The following is a 23525-nucleotide window of genomic DNA, read 5'->3' as shown; positions in this document are numbered from 1 at the left end:
GATATATAGAGAGCGAGGAGTGCCAAAAATATGGAAATGGAAATCAAAGCATTGCTTGTAGATGATGAAGAACAGTGTGTGAAAACACTTCAGGATGGGATAGACTGGAAGGTCCTTGGCGTTGCGGAAACTTTCGGAGCGTACAACGCGGTTCAGGCCCGGGAGATCATGAAAGAGGAAATGATTTCCCTGATTCTCTGTGACATTGAAATGCCTGGGGAAAGCGGTCTTGAATTTATTTCAAGCGTAAGGGAAAAAGCAGATCTGAATGACGAAAATATAGAATGTATTATTCTCACCTGTTATCCGGATTATAAATTTATGCGGAAAGCCATGCAGATTGGGTGCAGCGATTATCTGATCAAGCCTCTTGATACAGATGAAATGACAGCAGTTCTGGAAAAAGCTGTTGAAAAAATACAGAAAAAATTCCAGAAGGACGAAAAAGAGAAAAAGCTTTTTCCAGATGCAATGAAAACTTCTTTTCCGGAAGGGCAGCAGAATATTATTGACGGGAAAGTGATTCCCTATATCCAGGAACATTTTTCTGAGACGTTGACTGTCACGGAAATTGCGGATTATGCAGCGCTGAATGCCCAGTATATGATGCGGCTGTTTAAGAAAAGAACCGGGATTTCTGTGCTGGAATATGTTACAAACTGCCGTATGGAAAAAGCAAAAGAACTGCTTCGAAATACAGACTGGAACAATGAAATCGTTTCAGAAAAACTGGGATATGCAAGTTCCGGGTATTTTATCAAACTGTTTAAGAAAACTTTTAGCATGACGCCCAGGGAATTCAGAAAGGCATCAGATCTATGAGAAAAGGAAAAATACTGGTGGGCGCCGGGCTGGCACTTTTGAGTGCGGTAGTGCTTTGGGGTTGCCAGGACAGAGAAACGATATCCCCGCTGGAAAATGGGGAAGCAGATGAAGTTTGTGAGATTGCCATCGAAAATCTGACGCTGGGCGCGAAATATCCGGACACAGAGGCAGTAGAAGAACTGATCAACGAAATTACAGTTCCGGCGATTTCCTGTAAAGTGAAAATCGTAAACTGCTTCATCGGAGATCATGCCAATATGCTGAAGAAAGCCAAAATGGGGATTCAGCGGCTGGATCTGGTGAATACAGGAACTACCACATCATTGTCTGATCTGGCAGCAGACGGCACTTTGATAGAGTTAAATGATCTTCTGGATAAATACGGCAAAGATCTTCAGGAAAAAGAAGGAGAGCTTCTGAAGGTTACTTCTTTAAATGGCAAAGTGTATGCTGTGTGTGCAAATCTGAATCCGGGCAGGGCATCTGGAATTGGTTATAACAAGGATCTTGCGGAGAAATATCATATAGAGGTTCCAGAACAATTGGAATTGCAGAATCTTACAGAAATCGGAAAGCAGCTAAAGGAAAAGAACACGGGCGTTTATCTGATTTCTTTCGGCAATGCAGGGAATGTGGATTCGTCTGCCTTTACTTCTTTATTTGACGTGGAGGATTTCGGCGGGGATATGAACTATGGTGTGATTTTTGACCCGCTGAATAGTACGGAAATTGTGAATGCATATGCTTCTGAGGAATACCGTGATTTTTGCCGGACAATAAAGCTGTGGCGGGATGAGGGATATATACCGGAAGATTCTTTGTACAGCGGCGTGGATGCGCAGTCTATGTTTAATGAAGGGGAAATGTTTTTGCAGTGGACAAGCGTGTCCCTTGGAACCCTTCATCTGGTTAGCAAAAAGAGTCTGGATTTCGATGAAGTTCTGGTAGCAATGACGCCCAACCGGACAACCACTTCTCTTGTGCAGGAATTTACCTGGGGAATTACCAGCTCCTGCAAGAATCCCCAGAAGGCTATGGAATTGCTGAATCTGATTTACACAAACAGTGATCTGGCCAATTTTCTGCAGAATGGCAGGGAGGGAACAGATTATGTAAAAACAGGGGAAAAGACTATTGCATATCCAGATGGCAAGGATAACAGCAGTGTAGGGTATTCCAGCTATTTTACCTGTTATGGGGACAGTGACCAGGTGTATCAGTTTGGAGAAAACGGTACAGATTGGCGGGATTTTATGAAAAATTATTCTGAGGATTCCAAACCGTCCAGGACACTTGGGTATGTGTTTCAGACGGATCAGGTTGCAGCGGAGGTGGATGCGGTTTCTAGAGTGGTGAATGAGTACCGTCCGGTGCTGGAAACGGGAATGACAGAGGATGCGGATAAGACACTGAATCAGTTTCTGGAGGCACTGGATGAGGCTGGGATGGAAAAAATTATTGAGGAAAACAGACGACAGCTGGGTGTGTGGCTGAAGGAGCAGGAGAAAGAGTGACGGCATTGCATATGGGAAATGTAAAAGTCATTTTTGAATAAAAATCTGGTCATTATTGGACAACATAAAAATGTTTGTTGTGGTAAAGTAAAGGTAAAATGCAGAAGATAACTGGGTAAATTTTTTTAGAAGGAGAATATTATGCATAAGAAAAAATGGCTGTCAGTACTGATTGGAACTATTATTGGAACTATGAGTTTGTCTGCGTCTGTTTTTGCGGCGGATTCTGCTACGGCACTTCCGAAAACAGAGGGAAAGCCTCGTCTTCTGGTTACACAGGACGGGGAAGTGGACGATATGAACACATTAATTCATACGCTGCTTTATTCTAACGACATTGATCTGGAGGGAATCGTACAGACCAGTTCCAAACTGCATTACAGTGGGGATGATACTACAGAATCCCTTAGATGGATGGGAACTGACTGGATGTATGAATTTCTGGATGCGTATGCAGAGGTTTATGACAATCTGAAGATACATGATGAGGACTATCCTTCCCCGGATGATCTTCGTGCCATCACAAAAGTGGGAAATATTAAAAACGTAAGTGATACTTCCGAGGAGACAGAAGGATCAGAGTTGGTGAAAGAGCGGATTCTGGCAGAGGATGACAGACCCCTTTATATCGAGGTTGGTGGCGGTGCCAACACTGTGGCAAGAGCATTGATGTCTATTGAGGAAGAGTATAAGGACCAGGAAGGCTGGGAAGAGCTTTACAATCGTATTTGTGAAAAAGTGATTCTTTTTGCATGGGGAATGCAGGATGACTGCTATTTGAACTATATTCAGCCCAACTGGCCGTCTATGCGTATGGTAGATGTTTCTGGTTCTACTCTTGCATATGGTTACAGATGGGCGACTCTTGAGGAGCTTTCCGATGAGTCCAGAGAAAAACTGAGCAGTGCATGGATGAAGGAGAATATTGAGCAGAATCTTGGTGCGCTGATGGATAAATATGTGACCTGGGGTGACGGCACATATCTGGAAGGAGAAGCAGATACCGATCAGTATGGTACCAATGAGGCACTTCTTGGAGATGACACGCTCTGGGTTGGACATGCTTACGAGCAGTATGATTTCCTTTCTGAGGGAGATTCCCCGGCATGGTTTGTGACCATTCCTAACGGGCTTCGCAGCCTTGAGGATTTGTCTTATGGCGGATGGGACGGTAGATACGCCCTGAAGGAGAATGATGAAAATCCGGATGTGCGTCTGTACCAGGCTGCTAAAGGAAATGAAAAGGGAATTGCACAGTGGATTGCCGCAATCCAGAGTGATTTTGCCATGAGAGCAAAATGGTGCGTGACCGACAAGTATGAGGATGCCAATCATCTGCCAGAGGTTTCTGTGGAAGAGGGAATTGATCTGACTGCGAAAGCTGGAGACAAGATTACGTTAAACGGAACTGCAGTGGATCCGGATGGTGATACTACAACCTTCCGTTGGTATCATTATCCATATGGAGATACTTATGAGGAAGCTGAAGATGAGGATGGAAATCCGGTTGCCATTGAGGTGACAGCATCAGGTGAAAACCAGGAGACAGCTACTTTTACAATTCCGGAAGACGCCAAATCCGGTGACACTATCCATATTATTATGGAAGGCGTAGACGGCGGCGGAACCAATCCGGTAGCTTATCAGAGAGTGATTGTGACGGTGGAATAAAAAGGATATGAAGAAATAGGATATAAAGAAATAGCATTGGTTAGGGAGCTGGCTGATGCTATTTTTTTATGAAATAGGAAATTCTGCAAAGCCGAAGTTTTGCTTATTTCGTGCCGAGTAATCAGCAAGACTTTTTCTGTAAAGGGCCTGTAAAGAATGTTAGAAAATAGTGTTTTGTATTGAAAAAATAAAATAAAAATGATACAATTAATATATAAACTCTTAAAGGTTTATAAAGTTCTTGCGTCTCCCGGTACTTTATGCTACGCTTATTTTACATCTCAGGAGTTTTCTATTTTATTCAGGCCGTTCGGCAAATAATTCCTGTGAAATAAGCAAAATAAAGAAGGTGGTGCGCTTGGGTGTAAAAGACTAGAGCGTGTTTGAAAGAGGCTTTCTGCAAGATGTGCGTCACAATTTGTGGGAGATTTTGTCCGGATGAGGGCGCCGTAGCGGGCTACGGCAACTGAATTCGGGCAAAATATACCGCAAAGTGGGGCGTGCAGATTGCAGGAATGATTTTTCAAACAGGCTCTAGGGACTACAGGAGTATTTAAGGGATAATGAGCGCTTTGCGGATCTTGTAAATGGCACTTTATTTGCAGGAAAGCAGATTATAAAAGCGTCTTATTTGAAAGAAGTACAAAGGAAAAAAAGGGTTTCATGCCAATTGCAGACTATTGGCAGCAATACACATAAGATAAAGAGTTCGGACGAAAACGGCGTAAAATTTATATATCTGGAAAGGGAACGGGACTTTCTCCGCTTGCATGATAAGCCAGGATGCAGAGTGCTTCTGGCCTGTGAAGCCGAAAGCAGGGCGAACTATGAAATGCCAGTAAGATGTTTTACATATGACGGTGTAGAATATACGGATCAGCTGAAATCCCGGAAGAGAAACAGGAAAAGAGGAAAACACAGAAAAAGACGTCCATTAGTGCCGGTTTTCCACCAGGTTCTTTATCTGGGAGAAGAGCGGTGGCAAAGTAAGAAAAAACTGCAGGAGATGATGGAGATACCAGAAGAAGTAGGTGAGTTTTCCAGCCTTCTTCCGGAATATGATATTTGCATGGCAGATATCCATGAGCAAAATCCCCAATTGTTCCACACCGAATGGCGGGATATTTTTTCCCTAATGAGCCACAGCCGTAAGAAAGAAGAACTGAAAAAATACATAGAAGATAACAAAATCGAAATACAAAAGCTAAGCCTGGAAACCAGATGGTTCCTGGCAATATTGCTGGAACAGTATACCATAGTAGATGATGATGTCGTGGAGGTGAGAGACGTGTGTAAGGCATGGGACGGAGCAATGCAAATGTATGCGGATGAGGCGAGAGAAGCAACGAGAAAAGAAATGAAGAAAGAGATGAGAAAAAGGGAGAATGAAAAGAGTCGCAGACAAGTATTTCGGATGTTTTCAAAAGGCTATCCGCAGACTGAGATAGCAGATGTATTAGAAATACCGTTGAAAACAGTGAAAAGATGGTGTGCGGGATTGACGCCAGCTACAGAAAAATAGAGTGCAGAGTGTGTAGAATTAATTCTGTTTTCCGCTTTGGGCATATTTAAAAAGAATATTAATGCTGAGGATGGAGAAAATCTTCATCCTCATTGTTTTGCACAAAAACAGGATACCTAATTTGTACAAAATAGATAAATGAATTTTGAATCTAAATTTCCTGTCGGTAGTTAGCGTATAAAAAAGTACTGTTCGCGTTTTTCATGCCACAGGGGCGGGGAAATACGGTACACTGTAGTCAGATTAAGAATGGAGTAAATCGGCTTTCAGATTTAGTGGTGTCTGCGTAAGCAGATATGTCCGCTTGGCGAGGAAGCTGGAAAAGGATAGAGAAGTCTGACGAAAAAGAAAGGAGCAGTTTACTGTATGCAGAAGATTGATTTTAATAAAGGATGGATGTGTAAATGTCTTACCCGCGATGAGGCGGCTTATCCGGTGACTTTGCCCCATGACGCCATGCTCAGCGAGCCGCGTACCCAGGAGAGTACCGGTGAGGGAAACATTGGATGGTACATCGGCGGAGATTACGAGTATACCAAGAAATTTACCGTGCCGAAAGAATATGAGAATCAGAAAGTCCTTATTGAATTCGAGGGTGTTTACCATAACGCTGAAGTCCACATAAATGGAAAAAAAGTAGCAGGCCGTCCATATGGATATACCAATTTCTACATAAATACAGATGGCTTTTTCAAATACGGAGAAGAGAATGAAGTCAAAGTAATTGCTCATAATGCAGACCAGCCAAACAGCCGCTGGTACTCAGGAACAGGGATCTATCGTCCTGCATATCTGCATATTGGCGGTGAGAAATACATTCCTGTAAACGGAGTAAAAATCCGCACATTAAGCTATAATCCGGCACAGATCGAAGTTGCAGTAAAGACCTCCGCGCCAGGTGAGGTTTCTCTTGAAATTGAATTTGAGGGAAAAAGAGTCCTGACTGCGATTGGAGAAAGTAAAGCAGTAGCTGCACAGAATAATGAAACAAAAAATGCATCTGCAGCTAGCGAAAAGCCTGCAAAAGAATATCAGGCAGTCTTTCTGCTGGATGTTCCAAACGCAAAGCTTTGGGATACGGAGCACCCGAACCTCTACACCTGCAAAGCAGTATTTGGTGAAGATCAAGTAACCGAAACCTTCGGAATCCGTGAACTGGTATGGAATCCGCAGGTGGGTATGACCATTAACGGAAAGCGCGTAATCCTTCGCGGAGCATGCTTCCACCACGACAATGGCGTGCTTGGCGCATGTACATATCCAGAAGCAGAAGAGCGAAAGATGCGTATTTTCAAGGAAAACGGATACAACGCAGTCCGCTCCGCACATTACCCATGTTCTAAGGCACTTCTGGATGCCTGCGACCGTGTGGGAATGCTGATGATGGACGAATACGTAGATGTCTGGTACATCCACAAAACAAAATATGATTACGCAAATCAGCTTGCCGGCTGGTGGAAACAGGATTTAAAGGATATGGTGGATAAAGATTTCAACCACCCAAGCGTTATCATGTATTCCACTGGAAATGAGGTAGCAGAGACCGCCCAGAAGAAAGGAATTGCCCTTACCGGAGAGATGACAAACTACCTTCACAGCCTGGATTCCACTCGCCCGGTAACCTGCGGAATCAACATTTTCTTCAACTTCTTAAGTTCCATCGGACTTGGAGTTTACAGTGATGATAAGGCAGAAAAAAGCGCCGAGAACGCAGAAAAGTTCGCTGCAGAGCAGGCTAAGAAAGCAGCCGCTGCGAAGCCCGAAAAGAAGAAAAAACCAGTTGGAAGTGAGTTTTACAATACCCTCGCCTGCCTGGTAGGTGACTACTTCATGAAGTGTGGCGCCACCCTTTATCCATGTGATCTGAAGACCAGGGATGCCTATGCGAACATGGATATCGCAGGCTACAATTACGGTATTTTCCGTTACAAGCATGACCTTAAGAAGTATCCTAATCGTCTGATTCTTGGAAGCGAAACCTTCTGCAAGGATGCATACAGCTTTTGGGAAATTGCCAAGAAAAACAAGCGAATCATCGGTGATTTCGTGTGGGCAGGCTGGGATTATATCGGTGAAGTTGGAGACGGCGCAGCCGAGTATTCCGACTATAAATTTGAAGATCCGTCAACCAGAATGACTGGCGGAAACGGCCGAATCGACCTGAATGGAAAGCCTCGTGCGGAGGCAGCCTACACCAGAGTTGCTTTCGAAAGAGAGACAGGCCCGTTCATCGCAGTAGACCCTGTTTACCAGAAAGAAAAGCTTCGTCTCACTGGCTGGCAGCTGACCAAAGCACTGGAGAGCTGGGCATGGGGCGGCTGCAGCGGGGAGCCTGCAAAGGTTGAGGTTTATGCAAGAGCTGCTCAGGTTGAGCTGTTTATCAATGGCAAGAGTGTTGGCAAAAAGAACGTGAAAAAATGCCGCGCCAACTTTAACACAACCTATGAGGATGGCGAAATTACGGCTGTTTCTTACGATGAAAAAGGAAAAGAAATCAACCGCTATTCCCTGCAGACCGCTGGAAAAGAGACCATTCTACAGGTAAGACCGGAGGAGAAATCCGTGAAGCCAGAAGGACTTGCTTTCGTTCAGCTGCAGTACACGGATACAAAAGGCATCTGGAAGCCGATGGAGAAGCACAATTTGAAGGTGACAGTAGAAAATGGAATCCTAAAAGGCCTTGGCAGTCCGGCACCGTACGTAAAAGGGAACTATACAGATGATACGGTGGCAACTTATTATGGTGAGGCCATGGCAGTGGTACAGGCAGACGGAAACGGCCCTGTGAAGGTCACAGTGACAGATGAGACACGGTCTTATGTAGCCGAAATTCCATGTGAATAAATGAAATCACAGGTTTACGGTTGAGAGACTTGTAAACCTGTTTTCTAATAAGAAAAGAGGCAGATGAAATGAAGAAAAAAGGTCTTATGATAGGCGGAATTTGTCTTGCTGTGGTGGCAGGAATATTGGGATATAACCATGAAGCAGTTCGCGTGGTTTTTCATAATGTGTATTCACCTTCTGTGAAGCTGGATGAATCCACAGAATGGGATGGAGGAAACTCCTACGAGAAATTGCAGTATTCAGAGGTATCGGAAAACGATTATCTGGACTTATATGTGCCGGACAGTGATGAACCAATGCCCCTGATCGTAATGGTTCATGGCGGCGGTTTTGTCTTTAATGACAGCCAGTCCAGACAGGCACAGCTGATGTACCGCTATTTCCGTGATCATGGATATGCATGTGCTTCCATCAATTATCGGCTGGCTCAGGAAGCTGCATTCCCGACAGGGGTGGAGGATGTGAAATCCGCAATCCGTTTCCTCCGTGCCAACGCTGAGAAATATGGATACGATCCGGAGCGTTTTGCTATTTGGGGAGAATCTGCAGGCGGCTATCTGTCCGTGATCTGTGGTGCTTCCAATGACGAAGAATTCAATAGTGTGCCGTTCATCGGAGAAGATGAGAATAATCCGGTTTCCAGTGAAGTACAGGTAATCCTGAACTACTACGGTTGCATGGAATTCGGAACCCAGGCAGCAGATTATAAGGAACTGAAAATCCCGAAAGTAGTTCAGTGGGCATCCGGTCTGTGGCTTACCGATGCCATCAAGGATACTGGCTATAATGATGTGGAATCTTATTGGATGCGTAAGGATGTGAACACCCTTACCCAGGAGGAAAAAGATACCTACAGCCCCCTGTACTATATCCAAAAGAACCTTACCCCGGAAAACAGCCCAAGCGTGCTGATCTGGCACGGTGATGCAGATCTAAGCGTCCCCTACCTGCAGTCCGAGCGCCTGAACGAACTTCTCACAGAACAGATCGGTGCAGACAAGGTAGAATACAAGCTTTTCCACAATTACAAACACGCCGCCGACCAGCTGTACAGCGACGAGAATCTTGGAACCTTAAAAGAATATCTGGACACAAAATTAGCAAAATAAAACAAATATCTGGCAGAAAAGCAGAAATGCTCTATGCCAGATTTTTTTATTTTCCGGTATCCTGAAAACTTCCTGAAAAACCTTGGCGATACTTGAAAAAAATTGCTAACTTTGCTATGCTAGTTCCAGAATGTGTTTACATGTGTGATTTACACGAAGGAGAGCTATGAGAATCGAAAAGAAACTATGGATTGCTCTGATTGTCTTTGGATTGTTTGCGGTTGGGTTTACTGGCTGGATTTTTAACCGCAGCATGGGTGGGGAGCGGGTGTCCTTTAATAATACAGTAAGGCTTGAAACGGAGGCTGATACGGCAGGAGAAATCAAGACCAAGAATCTGGTTCTGCCAGAGGAATTTGACATTCCGAGGTCGCTTTTGTTCAAGACCACCCATACGTCCGTGCAGATTCTGCTGGACGGAGAAGAAATTTATCAGTATGGACATGAGGAAAACGCTCCGAAATTCATGAAATCTCCAGGTTCCTGCTGGCATATTGCAGACATTCCCAAGAACAGTGCCGGGAAAGAACTGGAAATCCGTATACTCCCTGCATATTCCGGATATTATGGAAACAACATCAGCCTTTACCTGGGAACCAGAGGAGACTGCATCTTAAGGATCCTCAGCGACAGCCTGGGCATATTTATTATCAGCTGCGGTATTTTATTCACAGGACTGGTAAGTCTGCTGCTCTATTTTTTTGCAATAAAAAGCAAAAGAAAAACCAAAGTAGAAGGGAAAAATGAGATCTTCCTGAACCTGGGAATCTTTTCTGTATTGATTGCCTTGTGGTCCTTGCAGCAGTGCGGATTTCTTCAGTTTCTGATTCCGGATGGAAGAACCTTATACTATGTGGATCTGTTTACCTTTTATCTTTTCCCGATTCCCTTTAACTTCCTTGTTTACGATATCTGCAGCTGCAAATACCGTAAGGGCGCATTGTATTTTCCGGTGCTTTATCTGGTGGATATGACGGTATCTGTGATCCTTCAGTGTGCCGGAATCGTGGACATGTTCCAGCTGCTCCCGGTAACCCATGTTCTCATGATATGCAACGTTATTTATACATTTGTGCTTATTCATTATGAGGCAAGGGTAGAAGAAAATGAGTCTGCAAGGGAGTTCACCTATCCCTTATATATTGTGCTGGGATTTGGCGTTGCGGAGCTTATTTTATACTATGCAAGACATTTTAAGACTACATCCATATTCCTTCCTCTTGGAACAATGGGATTTATTATTGCCCTGATCTGGATACAGGTGTCCCGCTTTTATGACCAGTATGTTGAGAAGCAGAAGGTTTTGTATCTGCTGAAGGTTGCCAACACAGATATGCTTACAGAAGCCATGAACCGAAATGCTTACGAGCACACCATCAGGCAGCTGGATGAACAGGCATCGCAGCTGCAGAAAACAGGCGTTGTGCTGTTTGACCTGGATAATCTGAAGGTGATCAACGATAATTTCGGACATGAGAAAGGTGACGAAGCCCTTAAGCTGTGCTACAACTGCATCCGCCAGGTTTTTAAAGAGGCACAGAACTGTTTCCGAATTGGCGGGGATGAATTCGCATATGTGTATCACAATGATGAGAAAGACCTGATCGCTGATCGTATAAAACGCCTGGACATATTGCTTGAAGAAGCAGCCAAAAAGGTCTCCTATCCATTAAGTGTATCCGTCGGATATGCTTATTATCTGCCTGATGAAGACCGTGCTTTTAAGGATATTGCGAAACGAAGCGATATCATGCTTTACCGCCGTAAGCGCAGGAAAAAGCTGAACCGTGCATGCATGGACACCGCAGCAGCCGACATGGAAAAAATGCTGGCGCAGGAAAATGCAGAGGATATTTTCCAGGAAAAAGAGTACCAGGATATTACACCGGAGGAGTTTTGCAAAGTAATCGACCTGCTCAGCCCGAGTACAGACAATTACCTTTATCTGATAGATTTCAGAACGGATTTTTACTATATTGCACCTCAGGCAATGGAACGGTTCTGCATTCCGAAAAATGCTTTTCATGATGTGATGGAGTGTCACAGAGAGTTTGTATATGGACCGGATTATCCTCTTTTGAAAGCAGAATTTAAAGATCTGCTGAGTACAGACCGCAGTATTCACAATATGGAATACCGCTGGCTGGATCCCAAAAGAGAACCCATCTGGATTAACTGCAGGGGCTATGTTGTGCGGGATGAAAACATGAAGCCGCTGTACATGGTAGGCTGCATCAACGAGATCGGAGCACGGCAGAAAGCGGATAATGTCAGCGGATTATTGGGAGAAACCGGACTGAGAGAATATCTGAAAAAGCTGAAGCCGCCTTTTGAAAACGGATATCTGATCCGCCTTGGCTTGGACCATTTTAAAGAAATTAATGAGAATCTGGGATGGGAATACGGAGATCAGGTACTGCGTGAGACAGCAGTCTGCATTTCCGGCTGCATGTCAGAAAATCAGACGGTATACAGATTATTTTCCGATGAATTTATGATTCTGGATCTTTCTTCCAGGAGCGTAAAGGAGGTAAAGAAGCTTTACGATAAAGTGAGAGAATCTGTGGATCAGTTCATCAGAGATAACGAATATACTGTGATGTTTACAATTTCAGGAGGAATCCTGCCGCTGCATGCCATAGAAGAGATGGGGTATTCCGCAGCTATGAAGCTGACGGATTTTTCCCTGAATGAAGCCAAGAAGCTTGGAAGAAACCGCTGTTATGTATTTGAAGAAAAAGAATATCGGCAGTTCCTGCGAAGAAGCGAGCTGAAACAGGAACTGAGAAATGCAGTGATAAATGACTTTAAGGGATTTACCGCATTTTATCAGCCGGTATTTCGGTCAGAAACCGGAAAGCTTTATGGCGCGGAAGCGCTGATGCGTTTTATCTCAGAGAAGTTCGGAATGGTATCGCCTGCTGAATTTATTCCGATTTTGGAAGAGACGGGACTGATTATTCCTGCCGGACGCTGGATGATGGGTGAGGCAATGGGAAAATGCAGCCAGATCCGGGAAGTGCTTCCGGAGTTTCTGGTCAGCATTAATATTTCACAGGTACAGGCTGCCAAGTCAGATGTAATTTTGGATGTGATCGCAGCTATGGAGAAAGCCAAGCTTCCGGCGGATGCGCTTATTATTGAGCTGACAGAAAGTGATCTTTTGGAGCAAAATATAAATGAGAGACATTTCCTTACAGAGCTGCAGCGAATGAAGATCAAGCTGGCACTGGATGATTTTGGAACCGGATATTCCAACTTCCATTACCTTAGTGAGCTGGGTCCGGCAATCATCAAAATTGACCGTTCCTTTACAGCCAGTGCAGTGGCAGATGAGGGAGAATATTATCTTCTGAATCAGTTTTGCAGTATGATCCACAATCTGAACCTGAAACTCTGCATTGAGGGTGTGGAGAATAAAGAAGAGTGGTCGAAGATCCGGAACCTCCAGCCGGATTTCAGCCAGGGATTCTTCTGGGGAAGACCCTGCCCGTATGAGGAGTTCGTGGAGAAGTTTGTAGAGAAATAAAATAATGTTAAATGATAATCCGTTCTGGGCACTTAACCGGGACGGATTATTCTTATGGCATGATTTTGATATTACCCATTGGGCAGCGGGCACCGGAATTATGTTTTTGACGTTGAATAAGTCAGATAAGATTTTGGAGAAAATGATTTAGAGATCCTTTTTCATTTTGCAAATTGACGGTGGAAAGTATTTCTCCTATAATGAAAATAAGTATATTTGAAAAGTAAGGCTTGTAGCTGGGAGAAATGAGGTGTAAATTTGGGAACTTATCTGAATCCTGGGAATTATAAATTTCAGGAAGTGCTGGCATCGGATATTTATGTAGATAAGACAGGTTTGCTGAAATATACCAATTCAGTCCAGCACACGACAACGAAAATAAAACAGTAAAGATTCCCAATAATGAAATCCGTGCAGAGTATGTGAATACGGTTTCTACTTCTGACTGGGGAGAAGTATCGAAGAAATGCAGGAAATATATTGCTTGTTGGGGTAAGCTATGACAAAAAGATGAAAGAGCATGAATGCATAATAGAAAGATTGGACAAGTAAGACAGTGGCAAGAGTATATTTTGTAAGGGAAAAAATCAGTATGGAAGTTCCGCTGGGGGTAACGGTTTTGGAGGCGGAAATCCGGGCAGGGCTGGAGCCGGATGCGCCTTGCGGCGGGCAGGGAAGCTGTGGAAAATGCCTGGTGAAGGTAAATGGAAATCCTGTGCTGGCCTGTCAGACCAAGGTGGTAGGGGACTGCCAGGTGGAGATTCCGGGAAAGAAGAAAAGAGGAAAAATTCTCAGTGAGGGATTTTCAAGAAACGTAAATTTCCAGCCAGATTTACGGGTGAAAAGGATCCGCCTGGAAAAACCGGAGATTTGGGAAAAAAGGTCAGAATGGGAACGACTGCTGGCTGCGGTATATGGGGACGGGGAAATTCATAACGATCATGAAGAAATCGGGTGCAAAAACAGTGCTGTTCCATATATTAAGGTGGGGGCTGCAGATGTTCAGCTCTCTGGCATCTTATATGAGAAAAGGATGCTTGCGCCAGTGTGGGAAGTAATCTATACAGAGAATGAAATTCTGGATTTTCGGCAGAGTAGCAACACGGAAGCGGATCTCTGTCAAAACCAGTCTGGAAATGACGCAGGATATTCAGAAGCATGTTGTAACATTTTCACAGCGGCTATCGATCTTGGAACCACTACAATTGTTGGCTATCTTCTTGATGGAAGAAACGGACAGACTCTGGCAACAGAAAGCCGGATGAATCCTCAAATGCAGTATGGCGGAGACGTAATTCAAAGAGCCGATTATGTGTTGGAACATGGCACAGAAGCGCTGAGTGAATGTGTGCGAAAGACAATCAATGAAATATTAGAAACCCTTATTGAAAAATCACAAAAAGCCGGAGATATCTATCAGATCAGCCTTGTTGGAAATACCTGCATGCATCATCTGTTTCTTGGAATTTCGCCTGCATCATTAGTTCATGCTCCGTACACTCCGGCAATCAGTCAGCCGCTTACGTTACGGGCATCTGATTATGGAATTCATATTCATAAAAAGGGCCAGCTTATTTTGCTTCCAAACATTGCAGGCTACATAGGTGCAGACACCAGCGGGTGTCTGTTGGCGCTTCGCCAGGATCTGAAAGAAGAAACCACACTGCTTCTGGATATTGGAACCAATACAGAAATGATTCTTGGAAATAAACATGGTCTGGCTGCCTGCTCCGCAGCATCCGGGCCTGCATTTGAAGGCGCAAAAATCCAGTGCGGAATGCGAGGACTTCCAGGTGCCATTGACCATGTGAAATATGAAAATGGAAAGTGGCAGTATACTACTATTGAAAATGAGAAGCCAACAGGATTATGCGGTTCTGGCCTGATTGACTTGATAGCAGAACTTCTGCGCACTGGGCTTTTGGACGAAAACGGAATTTTGCACAGTGGGCAGGTGAAAGCGGATACCTTTGTACTTGTGCCGTCAGGGGAATCACAAAGGGAAATTTATCTTACACAGAAAGATATTGGTGAGGTACAGTTGGCGAAAGCTGCCATTGCTGCGGGAATCCGACTTTTAATGAAGAAACAAAATGTAGAAGAAACTCAGGTTCAGATTGTGTATCTGGCTGGCGGATTCGGGAATTACATGAACGCCAGGAACGCCGCGCGAATCGGCCTGATTCCAGAAAACTTTGCTGAGAAAGTAAGTTGTGTGGGAAATGCTGCCGGAGAAGGGGCAAAGATTGCACTGTTAAATAAAAAGGAGCGCCATGAAGCAGAAAAGGCCGTACAGAAAATTGAATTTCTGGAGCTGGCTGCTTGTCCGGAGTTTCAGGACTGCTTCGTAGACGAGCTTGGATTTGGGAAGTGAAAAAATGAATTTTAAAGAGCTAAAGGAATTATGTCAGTCCCATGGTTTTACCCATACAGTGCCGCTGGCCTGTGATACCATCGAACTGAAACCAGAAGTTCGTCAGATGTGCGCTTCTGATTCCTGTCATAAATACAATAAATGCTGGAGTTGTCCTCCAGGCTGCGGTACTTTGGAAGAATGCGAAAAAAGAGTAAGAAAGTACAAGCTGGGGATTCTGGTGCAGACTGTTGGACAACTGGAAGATTCCATGGATGGGGAGGGAATGATGCGAATCGAGGACATGCACAAGGCATCCTTTTATGCATTGGAAAAAGACCTGCGGAAGTTTTACCCGGACATGCTGCCTATTGGAGCGGGATGCTGTACGAAGTGTAAGGTCTGTACCTATCCGGATGCGCCCTGCCGTTTTCCAGGGGAAGCTTTTTCCTCAATGGAAGCATATGGAATGCTGGTCATGCAGGTGTGTCAGGCAAATCATCTGGATTATTATTATGGTTCAGGAAAAATTGTCTATACCAGTTGTTATTTACTGAAATAAAATAAGATCAAAAAGCAAAATGCAACTCATATTTACATGACGAAGCGTTTTGTTTTTTTTATGAACTCATCATAATATGTGAAAATATTCACAGTAAGATAGTATAATGGAATGAGAAAAAAAGAGAAGCGGCATTCCCTTTTTCTGATATAAAATGAATTTGTTGAAAAGAATGTCTTAGCGGAGGCATTCAAGCGGAGAGAACAATAAAAGCTGTCAAAAAACAGCTGATGAGCAGCAAAAACAATTTCATATTGGAGGGAAATGCCATGATTATTATTGGTGAGAAGCTGAACGGATCCATTCCGTCAGTTGCCAAAGCTATCGCTGAGAAGGATGCGGACCTGATCAGAGAAAGAGCCAGAATGCAGGCAGAAGCGGGAGCCACATTTCTGGATGTATGTGCGTCAGTAGAAGAGGACGTAGAGGTAGAAACTTTGAAATGGATGATTGATCTTGTACAGGAAGTGACAGACACACCGATCTGTGTGGACAGTCCAAGTGCAAAATCCTGTGTCGCAGCCATTCCATTTTGTAAAAGACCGGGACTTATTAACTCTGTTTCCCTTGAGGGAGACAAAATTGACACTATTTTTCCAGTGATCGCAGATACAGACTGGGAGTGTGTAGCCCTTCTCTGCGATAACGATGGAATTCCGGATTCCGTAGAGCGCCGTATGAAAATTTTCTTCGGAATTATGGAAAAAGCAAAACAGTACGGTATTGCACCAAGCCGTTTACATATTGATCCACTGGTTGTAACACTGGGAACAGACCAGACCGCATTAACTGTATTTGCAGACTGCTGTAGAAGAATTAAATATGAATATCCGGAAATCCATATCACCAGTGGACTTTCCAACATTTCTTTCGGACTTCCAGTAAGAAAGAATATTAACCAGGCATTTATGGTGCTGGCTATGAATGCTGGTATGGACAGTGCTATCGTAGATCCTACCAACAAGAATATGATTGGTATGATTTATGCCACAAATGCACTGTTAGAGAGTGATGAATATTGTCTAGAGTATATTGGTAAGTTTGGAAACAAAGCCGCAGAAGAAGCAGCACAGCCAGCTCCTGCATCTCCGCTTGATGAGAAAATGCAGAAGGTTTTCAAATTAACACAGGATGGAAAAAATAAAGAAATCGGACAGGCTGTCCAGGAAGCACTTGATAATTCCTTCTAAGATGGGGACAGCTTTCTGAGTGTTTAAATTCAGAGGGCTGTTTCTTTTTTGCCTGAAAATAGATTAAATTTGCCAGATGGGGCGTAAAGGGGCAAGGGTTTGATATTGTTGATAAGTGTGGTAAAATAATCTGAGACATAAGGTGGGACAGTAATGAAGATATGTGATGAAAAACAAAGAAAATTTGAGAAAGATGCGGTGGACTGGATTTGCCGGATTACATCGGGGATTTTGATTTTATTCGCCTGTATTGACATTGTCCGTTTTGCAATGCTGGGGGATAAAACAGCATTTATTACATTCGGGGTAATTGCGGTAGTGTTCATTTTGCTGGCTGTTGCTGCGTGGAAAAGCAGGATGCCGTTTTTGTATCTGGTGATTGGAGCGGCGGCGTTTGTCCTGTATTTTAATACAAATTTTTCTACCAGCACTTATTACTTCAACTGGATGTTTCTGGTGGAATGCATTGTGGCGGCAGTTGGGGGAATTCTGGGAACTGGGTATATGGTCTGGAAAAAGACACCAGTTGGAAAAGCGGCAGTTTTTCCATTATTGGCAGCAGTTCTGATTGCGGCAGGGGCACTGGGATTCTGGAAAATGAGATATGAGGCAGCACATAATGCCGATGGACAGGCCAGGGACGAGCTGTGGGCAGTGCCAGAAAAATATGATGGGGCTGAACCGGAGCAGGCGGGAACGGTAGAGGAAGTTGTTTATGAAACGAAAGCCTATGCAACTGATGAGAGAACTGTAACGAAAACTGCTTACGTATATTTGCCATATGGATATTCAGAGGAGAGGGAGTATAATATTTTATATCTCATGCACGGTACAGGGGATGATGAAAAATACTGGCTGAAAACCAATCCATATAACAAGACTATGCTGGACAATCTGATCGCCAGCGGGGATATTCAGCCGCTGATCGTGGTGACGCCGACTTTTTATGTGGAGGATGACTGTGTAGAGGATCTGGATCAGCTGACCTATTTTTTTGCAAAAGAACTGCGGAATGATCTGATGCCGGAGATTGAATCTTCTTATTCAACTTATGCGAAATCAGCGGATGATGTCGGATTTTCGGAGAGCAGGGATCACAGGGCCTTTGCAGGATTATCTCGTGGAGCTGTGACCATGTATCATTCCGTGCTTTGCCAGAGCCTGGATTATTTCTCCTGGTTTGGGGCATTTAGCGGAAGCAGGACGGATGCACAGGCGTTTGAGGATACCATTCAGGCGGGGGATTTTGCAGATTTACCAATTCATTATCTGTATGTGGCAAGCGGTAATTTCGATTTTGCATTGCCTGGACAGGTACAGGATTATCAGGCACTTCTGGATATTGAGCCAAGGCTGCGCAGCGGTGTGAATACGACGTTTGACGTATTTCCTATGAGGTATCATTCTATGGGAAACTGGCATTTGGCGTTGTATAATTATTTGCAGAAGATATTCTGAATAATATATTGACTTGATTGATTTTTTCATACGCCGCACTTACGTCAGTCAATGTAGCCATTACTGCGTTTGGCATATGAGAAAAACATTTGGCTTGGATGTATCAGAAATTTACATATGGGAGGTATTTTAATATGGACAAAATTATTGGAACCAACCTTGGCAACTGGCTGGTACTTGAGAAATGGATGCAGCCTTTTATTTTCAAGGGAACGGGAGCAGAAGACGAAACCTGGCTGAACCGCAACGTACCCCAAGAAAAGCTTTGGCCTATGATGAAAGAACACAGAGACACTTACGTAACAGAAGAGGATTTCCAAAACATTGCCTCTCACGGATTAAACACCGTACGCATCCCGGTACCATATTTCATTTTTGGAGACAGAGAACCATACTCCGGATGCATCGAATATCTGGACAAAGCTTTTGACTGGGCTGGAAAATACGGACTGAAGGTTCTCGTCGATCTTCACACTGCACCCGGCGGACAGAATAGCTATGACAATGGCGGAATCGAGGGCGTGTGCAAGTGGAGCCAGCAGCCGGATGAGGTGGAATTTGTACTGACCGTGCTGGAGCGGCTGGCAATGCGCTATCGCGACCGGGAAGAATTATTTGGAATCGAAGTACTCAACGAGCCTATCAGCTTCAGCGTTTATATGACTGCACCCAGCAGAAAGAAAGCAGCAGACAAAGCAGAAGCCAAAGGTTCCCGCCATGTTTCCAGCAGATTCCTGAAAAAGTTCTATGTGCAGGCCTACGGACGGCTTCGCAAAATCCTGCCAGAGGAAAAAGTAATCGTATTTCATGATGGTTTCCGCCTGGGAATGTGGAAGGACTTTTTCGTAAAGCATCACATGAAAAATGTCATGATCGATACTCATATTTATATCCAGGCAATGGAAGATGTGACACACATTCACAGCTTCTGGGCATACCGCGCATTCATTGCATACCAGCAGCATCTGCTGAAGAAAGCCCAGAAATATACCCCTGTTTTTGTAGGTGAGTGGTGCGTATGCAATGAGCTTGCGGATAAGAAAAAGGGTCATGAGGTAATCCGTGACGAGTATGAAGATTACCGCAAAAAATGGTACAGAAAGGCAGCTGTTCTTCAGCTGAATGCATGGAAGGATACTGCCGGTTTCTTCTATTGGAACTATCAGCTGTACCGGGATAAGGAAGTGCCCATGTATGCCACTCGCCTGGATTCCTGGGACTTATGCAGATGCTGGAAAAAAGGTTGGATGCCAGTGAGAACGGATAGATTCATGGAAAAGCTGTAAGGAAGAATATATAATAGGTAGTGATAAGAATCTGGATAAAGAATGAAGTGTATTTATACAGTTTGCGTGTATTTTTTGGCAGGTTGCGCTTAAAATAGTGCAGCCTGCTATTTGTTTGATAGTATATAGTCAGAAAGTATGTGAAATTGCTGGTTGTGTATGGGAGTGTAGATTGCAGGAATGATTTTTAGGCACACTAAACAGCAATAATTAGGCTTTTTAGAAAAAATGGGAGATTTCAGGAGGTAAACATGAAACAGAATTTCAATAATAACTGGCTCTGTTACAAAACAGGTGACAGAGAGCACGCATTTGCAGTGACTCTTCCTCACGATGCCATGCAGTTAGACGAGAGAAGCGAGACAAGTGCTGGCGGCGTAAATACAGGATGGTATGAGGCGCAGGACTACACTTATGAGAAAACCTTCACACTTCCGGAAGAGGCAAAGGAAGAGAAAGTGATCCTGGAATTTGAAGGCGTTTACCGTAAAGCTACTGTGTATCTCAACGGTGAAAAAGTGGCTTATCATTCCTATGGTTATATTGGATTTTATGTGGATGCAACCAAGCATGTAAAATTCGGCGAAGAGAATGTGATCCGCGTGGAAGTGATCAACCACGATCAGCCAAACAGCCGCTGGTACTCCGGAACCGGAATTTACCGTCCGGTTTGGCTGTACACAGTGCCGAAAAAGCATCTGCGTTTTGACAGCGTGAAGATCACCACTCTGGATTATAAAGAGCCGAAGATCCGCGTGGAAGCATGGCCAAATACTGCAGGCGAAGTGAAAGTTGAGATTTTGGAGAAAAGTGGAAACAGAGAAGTTTCCAGTGCAGGAAATTTTGCACAGGGCGAAGGAGAAAATCAGTCAGCAGGCAACACTGGGGAGAACATTGCTGCAATGGAAATCCTTCAGGCGGACGGCAAGTTTTCCTGTGAAATCGCACTTCCGGAAGCGAAACTGTGGAGCCCAGAGGAACCAAATCTGTATGTGTGCCGTGTGACCTTTGGAGAGGATGTGCAGGAGGAAACTTTCGGTATCCGTATGGTAAGCTGCACCCCGGAGAATGGATTCCAGATTAATGGAAAACGTGTTCTTCTTAAAGGCGGCTGTATCCATCACGACAACGGACTTCTTGGTGCCTGCGCTTACGAATTTGCAGAGCACCGTAAAGTACGTCTTCTTCTGGATGCCGGCTACAATGCAATCCGTTCTGCTCACAACCCGTGCTCCAAGGCGCTTCTTCGTGCCTGTGATGAGATGGGAATGCTGGTAATGGACGAGTATATTGACGGCTGGTACATCCACAAAACCAAATATGACTACGCAGATGAGATCCTGGATAACTACAGAAAAGACCTGAAGGATATGGTGGATAAGGACTATAACCACCCGTCTGTGATTATGTATTCCACTGGAAATGAAGTATCTGAAACCGCTCAGAAAAAGGGAATTGCCCTTACAAAATCCCTTACAGACAGACTTCATGAGCTGGATTCCACCCGCCCGGTAAGCTGCGGAATCAACATTTTCTTTAACTTCTTAAGCTCTATGGGCTTTGGAGTTTACAGTGACAAAAAGGCAGACGAAGCTGCGGAAAATGCCAAGAAGAAAAAGGCTGTGGGAAGTGAATTCTATAACACAGTTGCCGGAATTTTTGGCGCCGGATTTATGAAAACAGGGGCAACTCTTTATCCTTGTGATGTAAAAACACGAGATGCTTACGCAAACATGGATGTGGCCGGATACAACTATGGAATCAAGCGTTACCGTCATGACCTGAAGAAATATCCGAAGAGAATGATTCTGGGAAGCGAGACCTTCTGTGCAGATGCTTATCAATTTATGCAGGAAGCAAAAAGGGACAAACGTATTATCGGTGATTTTGTCTGGGCAGCGCAGGATTATCTTGGAGAGGTTGGAATCGGAGCCTGGGAGTACAAGGATTATGCACCGCGTTTTGATGGCGGCTGCGGCTGGGTAAGCGCTGGTTCCGGAAGAATCGACCTTACTGGAAAGCCTCTTGGCGAGATGACTTATACAAGAGTGGCTTTCGAACTGGAAGACCTGGCAATTGCAGTAGTTCCGATTGACCACACCAAAGATGCGCACTCCCCATCCGCATGGAAAATGACCAATGCCATGGAAAGCTGGTCCTGGGATAGCTGTGACGGAAATGCAGCGAAAGTTGAGGTTTATACCCGCGCAGACCACGTAAAGCTTTACGTAAACGGAGAGTGTGTAGGAACGAAGAAGCCGAAAAACGACTGCAAGGTATTCTTTGATACCACCTATCACAACGGAGAAATCAAGGCAGTTGCCTATGATGCAAACGACAATGTAATTGCAGAGAAATCCCTGAAAACAGCAGGAAAAGAAACCGTCCTTCGCGCAGAACCAGAGCTTACCCGCGTGAATGCAGATACCGATCTCTGCTACGTTAGAATGCGCTACACCGACGAAAACGGTGAGACCAAGCCACTGGAAAGAGGCAGAATCAAGCTTGATGTAGAAGGCGGCGAACTCCTCGCCTTCGGCAGCGCCTGCCCATACTATCCGGAAAGCTACCAGAGCGCCGAAACCGACACCTACTACGGCGAAGCCCTTGCTATCATTCGTCCACAATCCGGCGCTGGCAAAGTAGTTGTAAAAGCACAGTCTGACCTTGGCGAAGCAGTGGCTGAGGTGGAGATTCTTGGATAAATAATTTATCGTTTTTTGCAATATGTTCTGGATAATAGGCAGTGATGCCTGTATAATTAAAAAGAGATGCAGATATTCTGACACTCAAAAAGGAGGAATAGCTGCAAGAGATGAATAAGAACAAGATATTCTGGCTGCTTCTTTGCTGGAATATCTTGTTGTGCATTACAAAGAGATATAGAAAAGCCTTTTTCAAACACGCTCTAGCTGGAGGAACCTTGCCCTATGATATCAATTGCTGTAGTAGAAGACGACCAGGAGTATCAGAAACAGCTTTTACAATATATAGAACAATACGGAAAAGAACAGGAAGCGCAGTACAAAATTACGGTATTTCAGAACGGTATGAATTTTCTGGATGACTATAAGGGAGATTGCGACCTGATTTTTATGGATATTGCAATGCCTCATATGGATGGTCTGGAAACAGCTGCCGCATTGCGGAAAAGAGGGGACAACACCTGCCTTATCTTTATCACAAGCATGGCGCAGTATGCGTTGAAGGGCTATGAAGTGAATGCCTTCGATTTTCTTGTGAAACCATTGGCTTATGAGCTGTTCTGCATCAAATTTGAAAAAGCTCTGTCTCATATTGACCGGAGTGAAGCCTACTATATTAAGATCCCAAACGGAGCGAAGAAGGTTTCTCCGGGGCAGATCACATATATAGAAAGCAACAAGCATTATCTGGAATTTCATGTTCACGGAGATGTTTACAAAATGCGGGGAACGATGAAAGAGATTCAGGAATATTTTCTGGCAAGTCATTTTGCGCTGGTAAACAGTTCCATTCTGGTGAACCTTTCCATGGTGGATGAATGGAAGGGAAACGAAATCAAAGCAGCAGGTCAGACTTTCGTTCTTTCCCAGAAATATAAAAAGGAATTCCTGGACAGGCTGACCTTGCAGATGGGACAATGATGCAGAGCAATGAAGTGGATAATGCTATGGAAC

General features: G+C 44.3%; 14 protein-coding genes and 2 pseudogenes. 15 read left to right on the top strand and 1 reads right to left on the bottom strand.

Annotated elements, in window-relative coordinates:
- Positions 1–30 precede the first annotated feature (30 nt).
- The 3 genes from DWZ38_RS00640 (at position 31) to DWZ38_RS00630 (ending at position 4010) form a co-directional block, all read left to right on the top strand.
- The gene (locus DWZ38_RS00640) at positions 31–822 is read left to right on the top strand and encodes a helix-turn-helix domain-containing protein (protein ID WP_021924307.1); all 792 of its coding nucleotides are present in this window, start codon (positions 31–33) and stop codon (positions 820–822) included.
- Entirely contained in the window at positions 819–2339 is a 1521-nt protein-coding gene (locus DWZ38_RS00635) for an ABC transporter substrate-binding protein (RefSeq protein ID WP_117849409.1), read from the top strand. The genes DWZ38_RS00640 and DWZ38_RS00635 overlap by 4 nt, the downstream gene beginning before the upstream one ends.
- Positions 2340–2480: 141 nt before the next feature.
- Positions 2481–4010, top strand: coding sequence for a DUF1593 domain-containing protein (locus DWZ38_RS00630; RefSeq protein WP_117849408.1), 1530 nt, complete (start codon positions 2481–2483; stop codon positions 4008–4010).
- 281 nt (positions 4011–4291) lie between these two features.
- Here the strand turns inward: DWZ38_RS00630 and DWZ38_RS23230 are convergent.
- A pseudogene (locus tag DWZ38_RS23230) lies at positions 4292–4477 on the bottom strand (DUF6783 domain-containing protein); the annotation flags it as partial.
- Between DWZ38_RS23230 and DWZ38_RS23225 the strand changes: the two are divergent.
- From DWZ38_RS23225 to DWZ38_RS00570, 12 genes and pseudogenes are all read left to right on the top strand, one after another.
- Positions 4415–4567 (top strand): annotated as a pseudogene (locus DWZ38_RS23225) (DUF6783 domain-containing protein). The pseudogenes DWZ38_RS23230 and DWZ38_RS23225 overlap by 63 nt on opposite strands.
- Positions 4568–4680: 113 nt before the next feature.
- On the top strand, positions 4681–5532 hold the full coding sequence (locus tag DWZ38_RS00620) for a hypothetical protein (RefSeq protein ID WP_117849406.1): 852 nt from the start codon (positions 4681–4683) through the stop codon (positions 5530–5532).
- A gap of 366 nt (positions 5533–5898) precedes the next feature.
- Positions 5899–8376 (top strand): glycoside hydrolase family 2 TIM barrel-domain containing protein, encoded by a 2478-nt coding sequence (locus DWZ38_RS00615; protein ID WP_117849405.1) that lies wholly within the window; start codon positions 5899–5901, stop codon positions 8374–8376.
- Between the two features lie 68 nt (positions 8377–8444).
- The gene (locus DWZ38_RS00610; RefSeq protein WP_117849404.1) at positions 8445–9488 is read left to right on the top strand and encodes an alpha/beta hydrolase; all 1044 of its coding nucleotides are present in this window, start codon (positions 8445–8447) and stop codon (positions 9486–9488) included.
- A 166-nt stretch (positions 9489–9654) separates the two neighbouring features.
- Complete coding sequence (locus DWZ38_RS00605) at positions 9655–13017, top strand: EAL domain-containing protein (RefSeq protein WP_117849403.1); 3363 nt, start codon at positions 9655–9657, stop codon at positions 13015–13017.
- A gap of 556 nt (positions 13018–13573) precedes the next feature.
- Positions 13574–15391 (top strand): ASKHA domain-containing protein, encoded by a 1818-nt coding sequence (locus tag DWZ38_RS00600; RefSeq protein WP_243000102.1) that lies wholly within the window; start codon positions 13574–13576, stop codon positions 15389–15391.
- 4 nt (positions 15392–15395) lie between these two features.
- Complete coding sequence (locus tag DWZ38_RS00595; protein WP_117849401.1) at positions 15396–15932, top strand: DUF2284 domain-containing protein; 537 nt, start codon at positions 15396–15398, stop codon at positions 15930–15932.
- A 269-nt stretch (positions 15933–16201) separates the two neighbouring features.
- Complete coding sequence (locus DWZ38_RS00590; RefSeq protein WP_117849400.1) at positions 16202–17122, top strand: methyltetrahydrofolate cobalamin methyltransferase; 921 nt, start codon at positions 16202–16204, stop codon at positions 17120–17122.
- A gap of 153 nt (positions 17123–17275) precedes the next feature.
- Positions 17276–18580 (top strand): alpha/beta hydrolase-fold protein, encoded by a 1305-nt coding sequence (locus tag DWZ38_RS00585; protein WP_117849399.1) that lies wholly within the window; start codon positions 17276–17278, stop codon positions 18578–18580.
- A 134-nt stretch (positions 18581–18714) separates the two neighbouring features.
- Positions 18715–19866, top strand: coding sequence for a cellulase family glycosylhydrolase (locus DWZ38_RS00580; protein WP_117849398.1), 1152 nt, complete (start codon positions 18715–18717; stop codon positions 19864–19866).
- 251 nt (positions 19867–20117) lie between these two features.
- Positions 20118–22571: a glycoside hydrolase family 2 TIM barrel-domain containing protein gene (locus tag DWZ38_RS00575; RefSeq protein ID WP_117849397.1), complete on the top strand. Its 2454-nt coding sequence runs from the start codon at positions 20118–20120 to the stop codon at positions 22569–22571.
- Between the two features lie 225 nt (positions 22572–22796).
- Entirely contained in the window at positions 22797–23492 is a 696-nt protein-coding gene (locus DWZ38_RS00570) for a LytTR family DNA-binding domain-containing protein (protein ID WP_117849396.1), read from the top strand.
- Positions 23493–23525 lie beyond the last annotated feature (33 nt).

This window comes from Ruminococcus sp. AF31-8BH (assembly GCF_003460605.1).
Taxonomy (GTDB): domain Bacteria; phylum Bacillota; class Clostridia; order Lachnospirales; family Lachnospiraceae; genus Blautia_A; species Blautia_A acetigignens.
The sequence above is the reverse complement of the archived record's forward strand: the minus strand, read 5'-3'. Positions and strand labels throughout refer to the sequence as shown.

What these genes read in the sequence shown, in the direction of transcription:
- DWZ38_RS00640 (WP_021924307.1), top strand. Translation starts at nt 31, where the DNA reads ATGGAAATGGAAATCAAAGCATTGCTTGTAGATGATGAAGAACAGTGT.
- DWZ38_RS00635 (WP_117849409.1), top strand. Translation starts at nt 819, where the DNA reads ATGAGAAAAGGAAAAATACTGGTGGGCGCCGGGCTGGCACTTTTGAGT.
- DWZ38_RS00630 (WP_117849408.1), top strand. Translation starts at nt 2,481, where the DNA reads ATGCATAAGAAAAAATGGCTGTCAGTACTGATTGGAACTATTATTGGA.
- DWZ38_RS00615 (WP_117849405.1), top strand. Translation starts at nt 5,899, where the DNA reads ATGCAGAAGATTGATTTTAATAAAGGATGGATGTGTAAATGTCTTACC.
- DWZ38_RS00610 (WP_117849404.1), top strand. Translation starts at nt 8,445, where the DNA reads ATGAAGAAAAAAGGTCTTATGATAGGCGGAATTTGTCTTGCTGTGGTG.
- DWZ38_RS00605 (WP_117849403.1), top strand. Translation starts at nt 9,655, where the DNA reads ATGAGAATCGAAAAGAAACTATGGATTGCTCTGATTGTCTTTGGATTG.
- DWZ38_RS00595 (WP_117849401.1), top strand. Translation starts at nt 15,396, where the DNA reads ATGAATTTTAAAGAGCTAAAGGAATTATGTCAGTCCCATGGTTTTACC.
- DWZ38_RS00590 (WP_117849400.1), top strand. Translation starts at nt 16,202, where the DNA reads ATGATTATTATTGGTGAGAAGCTGAACGGATCCATTCCGTCAGTTGCC.
- DWZ38_RS00585 (WP_117849399.1), top strand. Translation starts at nt 17,276, where the DNA reads ATGAAGATATGTGATGAAAAACAAAGAAAATTTGAGAAAGATGCGGTG.
- DWZ38_RS00580 (WP_117849398.1), top strand. Translation starts at nt 18,715, where the DNA reads ATGGACAAAATTATTGGAACCAACCTTGGCAACTGGCTGGTACTTGAG.
- DWZ38_RS00575 (WP_117849397.1), top strand. Translation starts at nt 20,118, where the DNA reads ATGAAACAGAATTTCAATAATAACTGGCTCTGTTACAAAACAGGTGAC.
- DWZ38_RS00570 (WP_117849396.1), top strand. Translation starts at nt 22,797, where the DNA reads ATGATATCAATTGCTGTAGTAGAAGACGACCAGGAGTATCAGAAACAG.